Annotated in this window: 17 protein-coding genes and 1 tRNA gene; 14 read left to right on the forward strand and 4 right to left on the reverse strand. The window is 66.5% G+C overall.

Annotated features, from left to right (window positions below; translation table 11 throughout):
- Positions 1-95 precede the first annotated feature (95 nt).
- The 3 genes from JOF55_RS08955 to JOF55_RS08965 form a co-directional block, all read right to left on the reverse strand.
- Positions 96-563, reverse strand: a complete 468-nt coding sequence (locus tag JOF55_RS08955; RefSeq protein WP_310272421.1) for an NUDIX domain-containing protein — start codon at positions 561-563, stop codon at positions 96-98.
- Positions 564-586: 23 nt separating this feature from the next.
- Positions 587-1,801 carry a helix-turn-helix domain-containing protein gene (locus JOF55_RS08960; RefSeq protein ID WP_310272423.1) on the reverse strand — a complete coding sequence of 405 codons (1,215 nt, stop codon included), beginning with the start codon at positions 1,799-1,801 and terminating at the stop codon, positions 587-589.
- Between the two features lie 189 nt (positions 1,802-1,990).
- Positions 1,991-2,347: a helix-turn-helix domain-containing protein gene (locus tag JOF55_RS08965; protein WP_310272425.1), complete on the reverse strand. Its 357-nt coding sequence runs from the start codon at positions 2,345-2,347 to the stop codon at positions 1,991-1,993.
- A 214-nt stretch (positions 2,348-2,561) separates the two neighbouring features.
- Here JOF55_RS08965 and JOF55_RS08970 point away from each other — a divergent pair, with 214 nt between their 5' ends.
- The 7 genes from JOF55_RS08970 to JOF55_RS09000 all read left to right on the forward strand — a co-directional run bounded on the left by JOF55_RS08970 (position 2,562) and on the right by JOF55_RS09000 (position 7,340).
- Positions 2,562-2,822 carry a helix-turn-helix transcriptional regulator gene (locus JOF55_RS08970; protein WP_310272427.1) on the forward strand — a complete coding sequence of 87 codons (261 nt, stop codon included), beginning with the start codon at positions 2,562-2,564 and terminating at the stop codon, positions 2,820-2,822.
- A gap of 2 nt (positions 2,823-2,824) precedes the next feature.
- Complete coding sequence (locus tag JOF55_RS08975; protein ID WP_310272429.1) at positions 2,825-3,226, forward strand: hypothetical protein; 402 nt, start codon at positions 2,825-2,827, stop codon at positions 3,224-3,226.
- Positions 3,223-3,657 carry a hypothetical protein gene (locus JOF55_RS08980; protein ID WP_310272431.1) on the forward strand — a complete coding sequence of 145 codons (435 nt, stop codon included), beginning with the start codon at positions 3,223-3,225 and terminating at the stop codon, positions 3,655-3,657. The genes JOF55_RS08975 and JOF55_RS08980 overlap by 4 nt, the downstream gene beginning before the upstream one ends.
- The gene (locus JOF55_RS08985) at positions 3,654-3,983 is read left to right on the forward strand and encodes a hypothetical protein (protein ID WP_310272433.1); all 330 of its coding nucleotides are present in this window, start codon (positions 3,654-3,656) and stop codon (positions 3,981-3,983) included. Before JOF55_RS08980 ends, JOF55_RS08985 begins: the two co-directional genes overlap by 4 nt.
- Positions 3,984-4,182: 199 nt before the next feature.
- Positions 4,183-5,421: an ATP-binding protein gene (locus JOF55_RS08990; protein ID WP_310272435.1), complete on the forward strand. Its 1,239-nt coding sequence runs from the start codon at positions 4,183-4,185 to the stop codon at positions 5,419-5,421.
- Positions 5,394-5,774, forward strand: coding sequence for a helix-turn-helix domain-containing protein (locus tag JOF55_RS08995; RefSeq protein ID WP_310272437.1), 381 nt, complete (start codon positions 5,394-5,396; stop codon positions 5,772-5,774). The genes JOF55_RS08990 and JOF55_RS08995 overlap by 28 nt, the downstream gene beginning before the upstream one ends.
- Before the next feature lie 246 nt (positions 5,775-6,020).
- On the forward strand, positions 6,021-7,340 hold the full coding sequence (locus JOF55_RS09000) for a tyrosine-type recombinase/integrase (RefSeq protein ID WP_310272439.1): 1,320 nt from the start codon (positions 6,021-6,023) through the stop codon (positions 7,338-7,340).
- 75 nt (positions 7,341-7,415) lie between these two features.
- On the opposite strand, the gene JOF55_RS09005 is transcribed toward JOF55_RS09000, so the two are convergent.
- Positions 7,416-7,491: transfer RNA gene (locus JOF55_RS09005), tRNA-Thr, on the reverse strand.
- A gap of 385 nt (positions 7,492-7,876) precedes the next feature.
- Here JOF55_RS09005 and JOF55_RS09010 point away from each other — a divergent pair.
- The 7 genes from JOF55_RS09010 to JOF55_RS09040 all read left to right on the forward strand — a co-directional run bounded on the left by JOF55_RS09010 (position 7,877) and on the right by JOF55_RS09040 (position 16,293).
- The gene (locus JOF55_RS09010; protein WP_374727432.1) at positions 7,877-9,316 is read left to right on the forward strand and encodes a threonine/serine exporter family protein; all 1,440 of its coding nucleotides are present in this window, start codon (positions 7,877-7,879) and stop codon (positions 9,314-9,316) included.
- 104 nt (positions 9,317-9,420) lie between these two features.
- Positions 9,421-10,848: an alpha,alpha-trehalose-phosphate synthase (UDP-forming) gene (locus JOF55_RS09015; RefSeq protein WP_310272444.1), complete on the forward strand. Its 1,428-nt coding sequence runs from the start codon at positions 9,421-9,423 to the stop codon at positions 10,846-10,848.
- Positions 10,849-10,995: 147 nt separating this feature from the next.
- Positions 10,996-13,563 carry a trehalose-phosphatase gene (otsB, locus tag JOF55_RS09020; protein WP_310272446.1) on the forward strand — a complete coding sequence of 856 codons (2,568 nt, stop codon included), beginning with the start codon at positions 10,996-10,998 and terminating at the stop codon, positions 13,561-13,563.
- Between the two features lie 203 nt (positions 13,564-13,766).
- Positions 13,767-14,414: a DUF4178 domain-containing protein gene (locus tag JOF55_RS09025; protein WP_310272448.1), complete on the forward strand. Its 648-nt coding sequence runs from the start codon at positions 13,767-13,769 to the stop codon at positions 14,412-14,414.
- 23 nt (positions 14,415-14,437) lie between these two features.
- The gene (locus tag JOF55_RS09030) at positions 14,438-14,875 is read left to right on the forward strand and encodes a DUF4247 domain-containing protein (protein ID WP_310272451.1); all 438 of its coding nucleotides are present in this window, start codon (positions 14,438-14,440) and stop codon (positions 14,873-14,875) included.
- Complete coding sequence (locus JOF55_RS09035) at positions 14,872-15,816, forward strand: hypothetical protein (protein ID WP_310272453.1); 945 nt, start codon at positions 14,872-14,874, stop codon at positions 15,814-15,816. The genes JOF55_RS09030 and JOF55_RS09035 overlap by 4 nt, the downstream gene beginning before the upstream one ends.
- 51 nt (positions 15,817-15,867) lie before the next feature.
- Positions 15,868-16,293, forward strand: coding sequence for a DUF350 domain-containing protein (locus JOF55_RS09040; protein WP_310272455.1), 426 nt, complete (start codon positions 15,868-15,870; stop codon positions 16,291-16,293).
- Positions 16,294-16,349: the final 56 nt, after the last annotated feature.

The raw sequence follows: 16,349 nt of genomic DNA on the forward strand, positions 1-16,349 counted from the left end.
AGCGCCGAAGGGAGCGAAGAGTGCGAAGGGAGCGGCTTACACAGGGGCCTACCCCCTTCGCACCCTTCGATGAAACGTGCACTCGATACCTTCGCTCACTCCATCGTTGGCTCGCCGTGTTCGAGGTAGACCATGCATCCCTTCTCATGGGCAGCGTGAGCCTGCTTCAAGCGGCGAGCCAAGCGAGGGATCAGATAGTCGTCAAGTTCGTGGACAGGTACCCAATCCCACGAGTCCAGCTCGTTCGAGTCGAGCTGAATACGGTGTTCGTCGTCCGCGAGATCGCCGCAGTCGAACACCCACAGCAGCTTGTCGCCGTCGTGCTCGGTCGGTGCCCAGTCGACGGCCAGGACTCGGCGCGGTTGGCGCTGGAGTCCGATTTCTTCGGCCAGCTCTCGGCTACAGGCTTGGGCCGGTGACTCGCCACCGTCCACGTAGCCTCCGGGAATGTCCCAACGATTGCCGTAGGTCTTGCGCACGAGCAAGACCTTTCCGGAGGCGCTGACGAACAGCGCACCGGCGGCCACGCGAGGAGTGGCGAACCTCTGTGTTACGGACTCCATATTGCGACCCTATCCAGCTACGTTCATGAGAGCTTGAGACGCCGCGCCAGGTCAGCGAGTGCGGGCGACGGTTTACCGCGCTGCTGACGCATCCACGTCAGGACGAGTTGTCTGCTCAGGTAGTGGTGCCGTACCTGCTCAGGCGCGCGCTGCTCGGCATCGAGCACGATGGATAGGGCTTCGTCAGTGCGGTTCCAGGCGCTGAAAGCGCGGGCGGTTTCCAGGGCATGACGCACCTGCCGTTCGAGCGGAAGCGCCGACGTGTCCACGGTCGGCCCGACATCCACCGCGACCTGAACGTCTCCCAGCTCCATCGCGGTCGCGACCCTGTGAATGGAGACGTTGCTCGGCCCGAACGCTGTCCAAAGGTAGTTACCGTCACCGCCCAACCGGTCTGCGGACTCCTGAGCCTCACTCAGGAAGGCGCTCGTACTGGACCGGTCGTCACAACGTGCCGCTGCCATCGAGCCCGCGAGGAAGAGCGAACCGTAGACGGAGAGCATCGCGCTACCGGCTTCGCCGACACTGGGCTGGAGCACATCGGCGGCCGTCCTGGTCAGTTGCACGGCTTCCGGGAACCGACCGGTCGACAGCAGCGCATGAGTCACCGAGCGGAACAGCGAGCCAAGGATCAGCGGGTTGCCGACCTGCTGAGCAGCGTTCAGCCCGCGCTCGGCAGCGATCCAAGCGAGATCGACCTCACCGAGCTTGGTCAGAACCGACGTGGCTGCTTGGTAGCTGAGCGCGAGCAGTTCGCGCCCCTCCGAGCCGTGCGCTTGAGCTGCGAGTGCGGCATCCGACAGCAGCAGCGGAGTACGCCCGGTCACGAAGCCGTAGCGCGATTCCTGGTACGCCGCGAATACGTCGCCGACTCCCTGACGAAGGGTCTCCAGCTCGGGCGGCTCGCTGTCGTTCTCGGCTCCGCCGAGCAAGGGCGTGAGCTGGCGATAGTCCATCAGAGCAGCACGCAGAGCGGGAACTGTCTTCGTCCCGCTCTCCTTGTTCCATTCGAGTAGCGTCGGCTCGCCGATGAGGTCGCCGATGGTGACATCGAGTGCTTCGGCGAGAGTTCGGATGACGGACAGCCTGTCCAGGTCGATCCGGTTGTTCTCCACCTTGCTCAGCCAGTCGACGGTGCGGCCGATACGTCCGGCCAGTACTTCTTGCGGCATCCCTCGACGTCGCCGGTACCACGCGATGCGTTCTCCGATGGTCAGTGAGCTTGTCATTCCGCGCATGAGTCCAGGCTCCAACCCCTCGGCGGGTAGACCCCGGAAAGTTTTTCCGGGGTCCGGCTCCCGTTTCGCTCCATGCTGCTCATGTCGCTACAGACGCACGGACCACGGGAGGCCCAGCATGGTGCAACCGCGATCACTGCGGGAAGAGCGTTGCCACTGTCCGCGTGCTGCTTCTGCGGGCAGTACGGCTCAAGGACGAGTGTCGTCAGCAGCTTGCCGACGCTCGACGATTTCAAGGCGTTCTGCCAGGTCAGCAAGCGTTTGCTTGACCTGTTCCAGCTCCACGCGGAGCGAATCCGTACCACCGGAGTCCGAGGGCTCTTCACTCTCCAGCACCGACGAGAGATGGTCCGAGGGCAAATCCAGCGCTTCCGAGATGGCCGCAAGGGTGCGCGCACTGCGCTTGCGTGGCTTGAGGTTGTTCTGGAGCTCGCGCACGGTCATCGGTGCGACGTCGGCCCGCCGCGTGAGTTCCTGCTGTGTCATGTCGAGCTCGCCCATACGGCGCTTGATCACCTCGGACACGGCGGCCCAGTCCTTCGGCATCGACCCTCCCCGGGTTGCTGGTTTCGTCGACAATCCTAGCCCTACCAGGGCTTTCGCAGAAACCTCAGGACAAGACTTGACATCGCCAATGTCGTCGATAGTATTGGCGACAGCTTCAGTCGCTCACTTCGCAGCAGACGTAGAAGCCGCAAGAAAAGCTCCGCCCGGTGCGGCAACACCGGACGGAGCGCACATCGAAGTTTCTGGAGTAACGATGCAGGACAAGGGTACGCGCATGTACCGCGTCAAGGCAGTAGCCGAGCGCTACGACGTCTCGGTCGACACGATCTATCGGGCGATTGAGTCCGGCCAGTTGGACGCGTTGAAGCTGGGCACTGGTAAGGGCACCTTGCGGATTCCCGAGCACGCGCTGAGGGCCTATGAGGAAGCGTGCTCGCAGGCTGCTTACGACTCCTACGTTCTCGGCACCGCGTCAGCCGCTGAGGGCGACGAGCAGATCGGGGAGGTGGCCTGACGATGATGCCGCAGTCGAGGAAGGCCACCGGCCACGTTGATGGCCGCCCGGTCGAGTTCATCCCCACCCACCGCGACGGCAACACCAGCCCCGCCACCATGCGGGTGTCGATGACCGTGCCGGTCTCGCTGGAAGATGTCACCGCCGCCCTGTGGATCCTGGTCGACGGCGGAATGGCGATCGAGGAACTCGAAGACGACGAGTTCGCCCACATGATGGTCGTCGAAACACTGTTCGCCGAGGGCGGCACGGCCATCGCCGCCGCCCTGGCGGTCATGGACGACCTGCCCCCTGGCAGCGAACGGGCCGAAACTGCTGCCATGCTCCGCGCCCGGGTCGACAAACTCTACGGCCAGCCCCTGGCGTCCACGCGCTACGAGCTGGCCGGAGGTGTGCGGTCATGACCGAGCAGACTCTTACCCGGCTCAAGGCCGCCCGGCTGGCCCAGGAGTGGAGCGCTGCCCACGTGGTCCGCGAGCTGCGCCGCATCGCCACCGACCGGGGCGAGCACCCCTACGGGGCCGACACGGTCAAGCGGGGTCTGCGCCGCTGGGAGAACGGTTACCAGAACGTGCCCGGCTGGGCCGTGGGCCTGCTGGAGCAGTGCTACGGCCTGTCGGCCGCCGAACTGGGCATCAGCCACCCGGAACCGGACACACAGCTCATCGAGCAGGCCCGCGCCGTACTCACCGGGACCACTCCCGAGGAACCCGCCGACGACAGCGCCCCGCACGTCGAACGGGGTCCGCGTCGGCAAACCAGCACCGGCACGTGGTTGCGGCTGCTTCGCACCCAGCACCACGCCGCACCGACCGCCACGGGGGTGGCCTCATGAGCACTCAGACCCAGATCACCGAACTGACCATGCGGACCCTGCTGTACGCGGTGCCGATCAGCCACGCCCAACTGCGGGAGGCCTCGCTGCGGCAACTGGCCACCTACATCGGCCGAGTCGCCGGACGGATGCCCGAACAGGACCTCCGAGACCTGGAACACGGCATGACCCGGCTCGTCGACAACGAAGGACCGATGTTCGACCGGCAGCGCTACACCCTGGTCCAGTCCCGCGTGGCCGCCCTGGTGCCGTTTCTGACGGCCCACCAGGGCGGAGCCGAGGTCCACCCGATCGAGACCGCACCCGACCACCTCTGGCCCAACTGAGTCGACCCCCGATCGAGGGTTGACCGACCCGGTGGGCCTGTCAGAGCCGTTCCGACAGGCCCACCCTGCTCCCCTTTCGGCCCCTCCGAACAGCACCGACACCACCGGAACCACGTCCCTTACTCCGAGCCTTACTCCCCGCCTGAACGGGGACGACCGGACCGGAGTCACCATCGCGACGAACCGGAGCCGACACCCCATGACAACGCCTCACACGTCCGCGCCGAGTCCGGGCGAGCCCGGTCACCGACTGCGGGCCGTCCCCGATCCCGAACCCGGGCTCACGACCGGCACGAACAGCACCGATGAGCAGCATCGGGATAGGGCCGGAGACCCCCACCCGGAGACCCCGGACCGGACCGACTCCGCCGAGTCGACCCCGGTCCGGCGGTTGCACCTGACTCGGGCCTCGCAGATCCCTATCCGGCCGACCTACTGGACCTGGGAAGGGCGCATCCCGCGCGGTGCGATCACCCTCGGACCCGGGCGGGAAGGCATCGGCAAGTCGCTGTTTTGCTCCTGGCTGGCCGCCCAGATCACCCTCGGCACCCTCGACGGAGTCGACTACGGAACCCCGAAGGGCGTGGTCTATGCCGCCACCGAGGACTCCTGGGAAGCCACCATCGCACCGCGGCTGCACGCCGCCGGAGCCGACCTCGACCGGGTATACCGAGTCGAGGTCACCACCGCTGGCGGCACCACCCTTCCGTTGACCCTGCCGCGCGACTGCGACGAGCTGGCCGCCGAAATCACCGCCGCCGACGTGGGCCTACTCGTGCTCGACCCGCTGATCTCAGCCGTGGACAGCCGAGTCAACGTCAACCAGGAAGAACTCCGCACCGCCCTTGAACCACTCGCCCGGTTGGCCGACGAGACCGGGTGTGCGGTGTTCGGATTGGCCCATTTCAACAAGGCCAGCGGCACCGACGTCCTGTCCCGCGTGACCGGCTCGCGGGCATTCTCCGCCGTGGCCCGGGCAGCCGTGGCCTTTGCCCGCGACCCGGAGGCCGACGACGGGTCCTGTGTGCTCTCACAGGTCAAAAACAACCTCGGCAGCCTCGACCTACCGTCCCTGCGGTATCTGGTCGAGCCGGTCACCCTGCCCACCACCGACGGCCCCGGCCAGTGGGGACGGCTGCGCTTCCTCGGCGAGACCACCGCCCACGTGGAAACGATCCTGTCCGACACCGGCCAGAACGACGACGAAGCCGACGAACGCCACGAACTCGACACCTGGCTCCGCAACTACCTCGCCGATCAGGGCGGCTCCGCCCCGGTCAAGACCATCTTCGGGCAGGGCCACGAGGGCGGTTACAGCAAAGACCAGCTCAAGCGAGCCAAGAAACGCCTCCGCCTCGGTGCCGATAAGGACGGAATGCGCGGCGGCTGGACCTGGTATCTGCCCGAAGAGTGCGAAGGGAGCAGGACCCCGAAATAGCCGCTCCCTTCGCCCCCTTCGCGCTCTTCGGCGCTCCCTTCGGGCACTGCGCCGCACCTTTCGGAGTCGCCTCGCAGACGAGCAAGTTCGTTTTCTTCGTTTCCTTCGTACTTCGTCGCCGCAAGCCAGGAGGCACCACCATGACCACCCACCGCTTGACCGACGAACAACCCCGCTCCCTGCTGACCGTCGAACAAGCCGCACACCGCCTGTCCATCGGGCGGACCACCATGTTCCAGCTCATCAAAACCGGCGCCGTCGACTCCGTACAGATCGGCCGCGCCCGTCGTGTCCCAATCGAAGCGCTCGACGCCTACGTCCAGCTCCTGAGCACTCAACAGCACGCAGCGTAGCGAAAAGTCGGAGTCGACCAGCCCAGCACGGTCGCTAGGTCTAGCGCCCACACCCGCTAGACCTAGCGACCCCGCTAGCAACATCGCACCCACCTACACCAGCGAACTAGCGGCTAGCGAGGCAGCTCACCACATCCAGAACAAGAACCGAAAAAGGCCAGTTCAGACCCCCGGCACACCCGCTAGGAGCTTCCCCTCGCACGCCCACATCCAGACACAGAAAGTAACTAAGGGAGGAACCGCACGATGGCCCGCAAGCGCCGCGACGAAGGCCGCGCTCCCAACGGAGCAGGCAGCATCTACTACAGCGAAGCTGACGGCAAATGGCACGGCCGCATCACCGTCGGAGTCCGTGACGACGGCAGGCCCGACCGCCGGCACGTCAAGCGCAAGACCGAAGGAGAGGTAGTCGACGCACTCCAGGAGCTGGAACAGCAGCGGCGAGCCGGGACGGTGCGCAAGCCCGGTAAGCCGTGGACGGTCGAGGCGTGGCTGAAGCACTGGGTCGAGAACATCGCGGCTCCCTCCATTCGGTACAAGGCTCTGGAGGGCTACCGCACGGCCGTTTACCGGCACCTGATCCCCGGCATCGGTGCTCACCGACTCGACAAGATCCGGCCGGAGCACTTCGAGAAGCTGTACACGAAGCTCACCAAGTCCGGTCTGAAACCTGCCACCGCTCACCAGGTGCACCGCACGGCCCGCACCGCGCTCGGTGAGGCCGAGAAGCGCGGCCACCTCGGACGCAACCCCGTGTCTCTGGCCAAGCCTCCCCGCATCGAGGAGGAAGAGATCGAGCCTATCGACTCCGATGACGTGAAGCGCATCCTCCGGGCCGCACTGCACCGCCGTAACGGTGTCCGGTTCGTGATCGCGCTCGCGCTCGGTTGTCGGCAAGGTGAAGCGCTCGGGCTGAAGTGGGACAACCTCAACGAGCAGAACCGCACCTTGCGTATCCGCAAGGCACTACAGCGGCAGAAGTGGCAACACGGCTGCACCGACCCGCACACCTGCGGCGCGAAGTACCACAAGACCGAGCCATGCAAGGACGGTTGTAAGCAGCACACCCGGCCGTGTCCGCCACCGTGCCCACCGGACTGCACCGAGCACGCCCGGAACTGTCCACAGCGGCACGGCGGGGGCCTGGTCGAGGTCGACGTGAAGTCACGGGCGGGCCGCCGCCTGATCGGGCTGCCCGATCAGCTCTTCGAGCTGCTACAGCGTCACCGCGACCAGCAGGAAGCCGAACGCCAGCACGCCGGGAGTGAGTGGCACGACAGCGGACGGATCTTCACCCAGCCCAACGGGAAGGCACTCGATCCCCGCCGGGACTACGCGGAATGGCACGCGCTCTTGGCTGAGGCCGGAGTGGCGGAGGCTCGGCTCCACGATGCCCGGCACACCGCCGCGACGGTGCTGCTCATCCTCGGCGTGCCTGACCGCACGGTCATGGAAGTCATGGGGTGGTCAAGCGTGACCATGAAACACCGCTACATGCACGTCACCGAGACCGTCCGGCGCGACGTGGCCGAGCGCCTGAATTCCTACTTCTGGGAGGGCAACTGAGACCCGAACTGAGCCCCCGGTAAAGCGAGAACGCCGCTCCAAAGTGCTCGGAGCGGCGTTCTCGCTGGTCAACCCTGGAGCCGCTGAGGGGACTCGAACCCCTGACCTTCCGCTTACAAGGCGGGCGCTCTACCAACTGAGCTACAGCGGCACGCGCGTTGTGCGTCGCGCAGGGACATCCTAAGCGGTCCGTCGATCGCCTTGTGAAGCAGCCGGGGTGTTGCCGTCACAGTGCCCGCCACAGTGCCCGGCATCCGCTCGGAACTCCGGGCAGGCGAGGCGCTCCACCGAGCCGGCTCGTCCACCCGGTGTGTCATCCGTTCCGAACCGCTTTCGGCTTTCCCGGGCAGTCTTTTCACCTGCGACGAAGCCCGTGTGATCACCTCGACGCACCCCCGACGAGAATGTTCCCCGCGTCCGTGATGGACGCCACCTGCCATGGGTGCAACGGTGCGTGTGTGAACGCCGATGCCCCGGGAGAGAGCCAGGAACCCGGCACCGCCAAGCGGGCCCCGAAACAAGGGGGTAGGACAGGAGTGGGAATCACGCAGCGCGCCCGTGGTGTGCTGCGGCGGCGCGAGTCCACCGAGACGGCCGGGACTCGCCACGTCGTTTTCGGCCCGGAACTCCCCGACGAGTCCACAGTCCATCTGGTCATGGACCTGGGGCTGCGCATCGGAGAGGTCCAGATGGCCAGTGGTGCGGGCGCCTCCGACGTCAGCGCCACGATCACGGGGGTCACCAATGCCTACGGTATGCCCCACTGTGAAGTGGACGTGATCTACACGTCCGTCACGGTCTCCTGTTACCGCGGGACCGAGTTTCTGCCGATCACCTCGATGCGCGTGGTGCGCAACCGCTCGCTCGACTACACGCGCCTGGCGGAGGTGGAGGACCTGGTCCGGCGGATCACCGACGGCGGCATCAGCGCCTCCGACGCCTACGCCGAACTGGATCGGATCACCACCGCACCGCATCCCTTTCCGCGCTGGGTCGCCACTCTCGCCTGGGCGGGCATGGCCGCGTCGCTGTCGGTACTGCTCGGTGGCGGCGCGAGTCCGATGCTGCCACTGGTCGCGGCCACCGCCACCGCGATGGTCGACCGGGTGGGGCGCCTGCTGAACCAGCGCGCGCTGCCGCCTTTCTTCCAGCAGACGGTGGGCGGGGCGATCGCCACGAGTATCGCGCTGGCCAGCGTCGCCACCGGGTTACTGGCCAATGCGGCCCTGGCCGTGGCCGCCAACATCATCGTGCTGCTGTCCGGAATGACCGTGGTCGGTTCCATGCAGGATGCCATCACCGGCTACAACGTGACGGCCGCGGGACGTATCGCCGAACTCGCCCTGACCTCCGCGGGGCTGATCTCCGGAGTCGTGCTCGCGCTGTACTCGGCGACGCGGATACTCGGCGCGGACACCATCGGAGGCGGCATCGAACTGCAGGACATCGGCAGCGCACAGATCGGCTATCCGGTGCTGCAGTTACCCGTGCAGGCCATCGCCGGGGCCTCCACCTCCGCGTGCTTCGCGTTGGCCAGCTACTCACCGCCGAGACCGTTGGTCGTCGCCGGAGCAGGCGGTGCGGTCGCGGCCTCGGTGTACGCGGTGATGACCTTGGGCACCCTCAGCACCATCCTCGCCTCCGCGGTGGCGACCACGGTCGTCGGTTTTCTCGGCGGGATCATCGCCCGCAGGCTGCGCATTCCCGCCCTGGTGATCGCCGTGTCCGGCGTGGCGCCGTTGCTGCCCGGCCTGTCCACCTACCGTGGTCTGTACGAGCTGTCCGTGCAGGGCGACCCGGCGGGGATGTCCACGCTCATGCTGGCCGCGGCCACCGGTCTGGCCCTGGGTGCCGGAGTGGTGCTCGGCGAATACCTGACGCAGCCCGTGCGCACCCGGCTCGGCCGTCTGGAGCGCCGCATGGCCGGACCGCGGATGTCCGGGCCGTTGCGGCCCACGCGCCGCCGCCTCGACTGACTTTTCGACTGTGTTGCACCACACGAACCACGCGGGCCTGATCACGATTGGTTAACCTCGCCGATGGGTAAGCAAGTGTTCGGGCCGATCAAGGAGGCACACCGGTGAGTAAGGCACGTGCGGACTTCGTCGTCGTCGCCAACCGGCTGCCCGTGGACTTGGAGCGTCTCGAGGACGGCACCGAGCGCTGGAAGCACAGCCCGGGCGGACTGGTAACGGCACTGGAACCGTTCCTGCGGGCGCGCGAGGGGGCCTGGGTCGGGTGGCCGGGTGTCGCCGACATCGACATCGAACCGTTCACCAACAACGATCTGCTCCTGCATCCGGTGCGCCTGTCCTCGACCGAGTTCCGCCAGTACTACGAAGGATTCGCCAACGCGACCCTGTGGCCGCTGTACCACGACGTCGTCGCTCCACCGGTGTTCGATCGCTCCTGGTGGGAGAACTATCGGCAGGTGAATCAGCGTTTCGCGGAAGCCGCCGCCGAGGTCAGCGCCGAAGGCGCGACCGTGTGGATACAGGACTACCAGCTGCAGCTGGTGCCCGCGATGCTGCGTGAGCTGCGACCGGATTTGCGGATCGGGTTCTTCCTGCACATCCCGTTCCCACCGGTGGAGCTGTTCATGCAGCTACCGTGGCGCGCCGAGATCGTGCGCGGGCTGCTCGGCGCGGACCTGGTCGGATTCCACCGGCCCGGGGGCGCGCAGAACTTCCTGTGGCTGGCGCGGCGATTGGCCGGGTTCGAACCGAGCCGGGCTCAGGTCGGGGTGCGGTCACGCCCCGGCGTGGTGCAGGTCGGCGACCGCACGGTACGGGTCGGTGCGTTCCCGATCTCGATCGCCTCCTCCGATCTCGATCAGCTTGCCCGCAGCAAGGAGGTGCAGCAGCGTGCCAAGGCGATCCGTGCCGAACTCGGCAATCCGCGCCGGATCATGCTCGGCGTGGACCGGCTCGACTACACCAAGGGCATCGACGTTCGTCTCAATGCTATGCACGAACTCCTGGCCGAGGGGCACATCACGGTCGAGGACGTGGCCATGATCCAGGTCGCCACGCCCAGCCGCGAACGTGTCGAGCACTACAAGCAGATGCGTGAGGAAATCGAACGGGAGGTCGGCCGGATCAACGGCGAGTTCGGGCGGGTCGGTCACCCGGCAGTGCATTATTTGCATACCTCGGTGGACCGCAAGGACCTGGCCGCGTTCTACTGCGCCGCTGACGTCATGGTCGTCACCCCGGTGCGCGATGGGATGAATCTGGTGGCCAAGGAGTACGTGGCTTGCCGCAGTGACCTGGGCGGAAGCCTCGTGCTGAGTGAGTTCGCCGGGGCCGCGGCCGAGCTTACGAGTGCATTTTTGGTCAATCCGCATAACCTGGATGGGGTGAAGGAATCATTACTCGCCGCCCTCGAGATCGATGAGGCGGAGGGGCGCCGTAGGATGCGCGCGTTGCGAAGGCAAGTGCTCACCCATGATGTCGATCGCTGGGCGCGATCGTTCCTCGAGGCCCTGGGCACCTCCTTCGCGGCGTAGTGCCGCCGACGCGAATTCGACACCTGCCACGATGCACCGGTCGACCCACGGTCGGCGCCTTCGGCCAACCGCCGATGCGCGGAGCCGACTCCACACACGACCCACAAGGTCGATTGCCAATACCACCCCGACGACCTCCACAGGAGTATGGCGTTGACCGTCGAAGCCCTCCCCACCGAGCTTCGCCGTATGATCGTTCAGCTTGCGCGTACCCCCCGGCTGCTGGTTGCCTGCGACTACGACGGAACACTCTCGCCGATCGTGGCGGATCCGGCCCAGGCCAAACCGTTGCCGGAATCGGTGCACGCGATGCGATCCCTGGCCGCGTTGCCCGCCACGACCACTGCGGTGATCTCCGGCAGAGCTCTGCGCGATCTCGCGACCCTGTCCCGGTTCCCCTCCGAGGTGCATCTGGTGGGCAGCCACGGTTCCGAATTCGACGTGGGCTTCGTCCACGAGCTCGATCCGGAAGCCACTCAACTGCGCACCCGGCTGCAGCGCACGGTGCAGGAGATCACCAGCGGCCAACCCGGTGTCGCGCTGGAGAACAAACCCGCCAGCGTTGCAGTGCACGTTCGCCGGGCCGAGCAGCAGGTGGGTGAGCAGGTACTCGACGCGGTTCGCTCGGGCCCCGCGACCTGGGAAGGTGTCGAGGTCACCGACGGCAAGTCCGTCATCGAGCTCTCCGTGGTGCAGACCGACAAGGGCAACGCGCTCGATGCACTGCGGCACCAGGTCGGGTCGACCGCGGCGATCTTCCTCGGCGACGACGTCACCGATGAGAAGGCCTTCGCCCGGATGCAGGGCCCGGACCTGGGGATCAAGGTCGGCGAAGGTGAAAGCCTTGCCACGCACCGGGTTCGGGACACGACCGAGGTCGCCACGGTGCTGGCACTGCTCATGGAGGAACGGCGCAACTGGCTTTACGGGGAGCAGGCACCGGCGATCGAACGGCTGTCCATGTTGGCCAACGAGCGCACCGTCGCACTGCTCACTCCCGATGCCCGGGTGACCTGGATGTGCCACCCTGGGCCGGACTCGGCTGCCGTGTTCGCCGACCTGCTGGGCGGAAACAGTGCCGGTCACTTCTCCATCCACCCGGTTCATCAGCACACCGAGAACGGCAACGGCTCGCCGCGGAGCACGCTGCCGCTCGGTCAGCGCTACGTGCCCGGCACCATGACCGTCGAGACACGGTGGTCCCGGCTGCTGATCACCGACTATCTGGAACACGGTGTCGAGTCGCACCGCACGGACCTGACCAGGGTCATCAGTGGCAGCGCCCGGGTGCACATCGATTTCTCACCACGCCCGGAGTTCGGGCAGGTCGCGGTGCGCCTGGCTCCCGAGTCCGGTGGTCTGCGCGTGCTGGGTACCTCGGAGCCGATGGTGCTGCACTCCCCGGGCGTGCAGTGGGACATCACCTCGGACGGCATGCACGAATCCGCGAGCGCCGAGGTCGAGGTGTCCGAGGACTCTCCGGTTGTGCTCGAACTCCGGTGCGGAACCGAGGAGCTCGAAGCATTTCCGAACGTCGAACCGGAGCGCCGCTCGGCGGCGAACAGATACTGGTCGGAGTGGCTGAGCACGCTGACACTGCCCACCGTCGAAACCGACCTGGTCGCACGTTCGGCGCTGACGTTGCGGGGACTGTGCAACGCCGACACCGGCGGGATCATGGCCGCTGCCACGACCTCGCTTCCGGAGGAGATCGGGGGCGTGCGCAACTGGGACTACCGCTACTGCTGGCTGCGCGACGGTGCGATGAGCGCACAAGCCCTCGTGTCGCTGGGTTCGACCGCCGAAGCCGAGGGCTTCCTCGACTGGCTGCACGGAGTGATGGAGAACCTCCCCGGTCCGGAACGGCTGCACCCGCTCTACTCACTGGCGGGCACCACTCTCGGCCCGGAGGCCGTCATCGACACCCTGCCCGGCTATGCAGGCTCGCGGCCGGTACGTGTCGGCAACCTCGCCGATCAGCAGATCCAGCTCGACGTATTCGGTCCGGTGGTCGAACTGGCAATGCACTTGTCGGAGGCCACCGGCACTCTGCGGGATCTCGACTGGGAGCTGGTCAAGGGAATGGCCGAGGCGGTCTCCCGACGCTGGTTCGAGCCCGACCACGGGATCTGGGAAGAACGCGATGTGCCGCGCCACCACGTGTACTCGAAGGTGATGTGCTGGGTCACGCTGGATCGGGCGCTGAAGTTGGCCGACAGGTACGGGCGCACCCCCGAGTCGAACTGGTCCGCACTGCGCGACCAGATCGCCCAGGACGTCATCAAAAACGGCTGGCATCCCGATGTGCAGGCGTTCACCACCGCCTATGAGGGCTCGGACATGGATGCGGCCTCGCTGCACGTCGGACTGTCCGGGCTGATCGACCCGTCCGACAAGCGGTTCCGGGCGACCGTCACGGCGATCGAATCCGAGCTGCGCAGCGGATCGACCGTCTACCGGTATCGGCGCGACGACGGCCTGCCCGGCACCGAAGGCGGTTTCCACCTGTGTGCGGCGTGGCTGGTCGAGGCATACCTGCTCACGGATCGGCGCACCGAGGCCGAGGAACTGTTCCAGCAGCTCGTGAACAACACCGGCCCGACGGGCTTGCTCGCCGAAGAGTACGACCCGATCGCCGAACGCTCGCTCGGGAACCATCCGCAGGCGTACTCGCATCTCGGCTTGATCCGCTGCGCGTGGTTGCTCTCGCAGTGACCTCTCCGCCGGAGGCGTTCGCCTCGGCGAACGTGGGGCGGGCGCTTTCCTCGGGAAGTGCCCGCCCGTTGCGACTGCGAAACCATTCCTGTGGCACGAAACACGGTGCGGGGATCACGATTTCCCCCGAATGCCGCATGCGACACCGCGCCAACCGATACGCTTCGCCGGAGATCGTCAAGCTCAGGTGAGAGGCGTGCGGTATGGAAATAATCCCGGTCCTCCTCGTCGTGCTGCTGGTTGTCGTGGTCGTTGCCCTGGTGATCGGCTTCGTGGTACGGCACCGGTCGCAGCGGCAGGAGTCCACCGAGCAGGAACCCATCGACCCGTTCCACACCGGGGACCAGGACTCGCTGCGGGGAGATCCGCGCACCCTCAAGGCCGGTGACATCGTCGAACTGCGCGGCCTGTCCTACACGGTGCGCGGCAGCCTGCGACTGTCCGAGGGCGGCTGGGGCTGGTCCGAGCACCTCCTCGACGATGCCAAGGGCACCCAGGTGTGGCTCGGGGTCGAAGAGGACCCCGAGCTGACCCTGTCGCTGTGGACCCCGCTCCCCGACTCCACCGACGACTCGGCCGATTCCCGTGACTCGACGCCCCGGCTCGAACCCGGTCCCTCGGCGATCGATTTCCGCGGCCGTACCTACACCGCACAGGAGTCCGGTTCCGCCCACTATCGCAGTGAGGCCACCACCGGGCTGAACGAGCAGGGCACGGTTCGCTACCACGACTACGAGGCCCCGGACGGTTCACTGCTGGGCTTCGAGGCTTACGGCGAAGCGGACTGGGAGGTCAGCCAGGGCGAGGAACTCAGCCGGTACGACATGCTCATCTACCCGGCTTCAGCCTGAGGAGAGGGACCGGAAAGACTTCGATGAAACCCAAATTCTGGTTCGTCATCGCGGGTATGACGGCCGTGCTCGCGCTGATCATCGCATTGGTGACGCTCTTATCGACCGGCACCGGACCCCGCAGTTACGTGGCGAAGAACTACACCCGCGCCGCGCAGCTGGACATCCGCGGCGACGATGACAACAAGGCCTACACGAGTCGGAAAGCACCCAGTGTGGTCTCCCAGGAGATCACCTCCAGCTGGGACCCGATCTCCCAGTATGTCGACGGAACCGGGGTCTATCTGCGCTATTCCGATGACGCCGTGATCATCCAGCCGCACCGGGGCGGTTCGGTGATCCACGTGATGGAAACCGAGGAAGCCTACCGGCACTACCACGGCGTTGTGGGCGGCGTCTGGGGCTGGAGCAGCCCGCATGGCCAGAGTTTCCGCGGCCGAGGTCCGGGATCCGGTAAATGAGCGAGAACCTCCAGCAGAACCCCGGCAACAGCAGTGTGCCACCGACGGGTGCGCACCGGGCAACCAGCAAGAAGACCGGGCCCGGTTGTGGCTTGGCGCTGGTCATCATGTTCGTGGTCTACGTGATCGCCTTCGGGGTCACCGGCGGGTTCGGACTCGATGGCGACGACGCGCGGTTCTACGGCGACGAAAGCGACCAGTACTCCCGGAGCGGCTATTACTTCGGGCAGCCGATACCGCGCTTCAGCAACGAGGATTCCCGGAGGCTCGCGCAGGCCCTGTCCGACTCCGAGAAGCGCTACGGCCTCTGCTTCGGCTGGAAGCTCACCGATGGCAGCGAGGACGCGGACGAGGACTACGACACGGAAACCGGCACCCTCCGGCCGTCCGGACCCGACCCGAGGTCCAGCTACGACCGGGGATCCAGCCGCGGCCCGAACACACCGGCAGGCACGTGCTCGCGCTGGGCCGAAGTACAGGTCACCGTCGCCTACACCGAAGAAGACAGCGAGTCCTGGAGCGGCGTCGACCTCGACGTGGTGGGGTCCGATAACTTCGAGTCCTACGACCTGCCCGACAGCAGCGACTTCGCCGAGCTCGGCATCGACGCCGAAACGTTCATCGACCGGCCCGTCGCCACGACGGGACACGCAGCGCTCGCGCTGCCGCTGCTGATGACGGAGAACGGCACGCTGGAGCCGAAACCGGTATCGCCGGGAAATTCGGCGGGCAAGCCCGAGCAACCACTACCGCCCGCCGACGGCGGCATGAGTGGTCTGTCGACCTGGATCTGGCTCGGCGTGCTCGGCGCCGTGACCGTGCTCGGCCTCGTGCTGGGCTTCCGCGGAGTGGCACGTCAGAAGTCCGCGCCCAGCACACCACCGGGACCACCACCGGGACCACCGACGCAGGGGCCACCACCGAGGCAAGGTCCCGGCTGACACGGACCCGTCCGAATTTCCGATTCACGACATTGTCGAAAGGCACCCACCTTGCTCCAGCAACTGCTCATCGGACTGGCCGCCGCAGTCGCATACGGCGTGATCGGCGTGGGCATGATGATCCTCGGCTACATCCTCGTCGATCTCGCCACGCCCGGAAAACTCAGTGACCTGATCTGGGTACACCGCAACCCGAACGCCGCTCTGCTCCTCGTGTCCGGTTTGGCCGGTGTCGGCATCATCCTGACCACGGCGATCGCCGCGAGCTCCGACGACCTGGTGGCCGGACTGATCGGCACACTCGCCTACGGGCTGCTCGGACTGATCATGATGAGCCTGTCGTTCCTGCTCATCGACGTGTTCACTCCCGGAAAGCTGGGTGACGAACTGTCCACCGAGCGGTTCCACCCGGGCACCTGGGTGTCCGCGGGCGCGCACGTGGTGATTGCCGTCATCATCGCCGCCGCCATCTGGTGACGAATACTTCCACCCGGACACGGGATCCCGTGTCCACCCTTCCCATCGCCAACCTG

Source organism: Haloactinomyces albus, from assembly GCF_031458135.1.
Taxonomy (GTDB): Bacteria; Actinomycetota; Actinomycetes; order Mycobacteriales; family Pseudonocardiaceae; genus Haloactinomyces; species Haloactinomyces albus.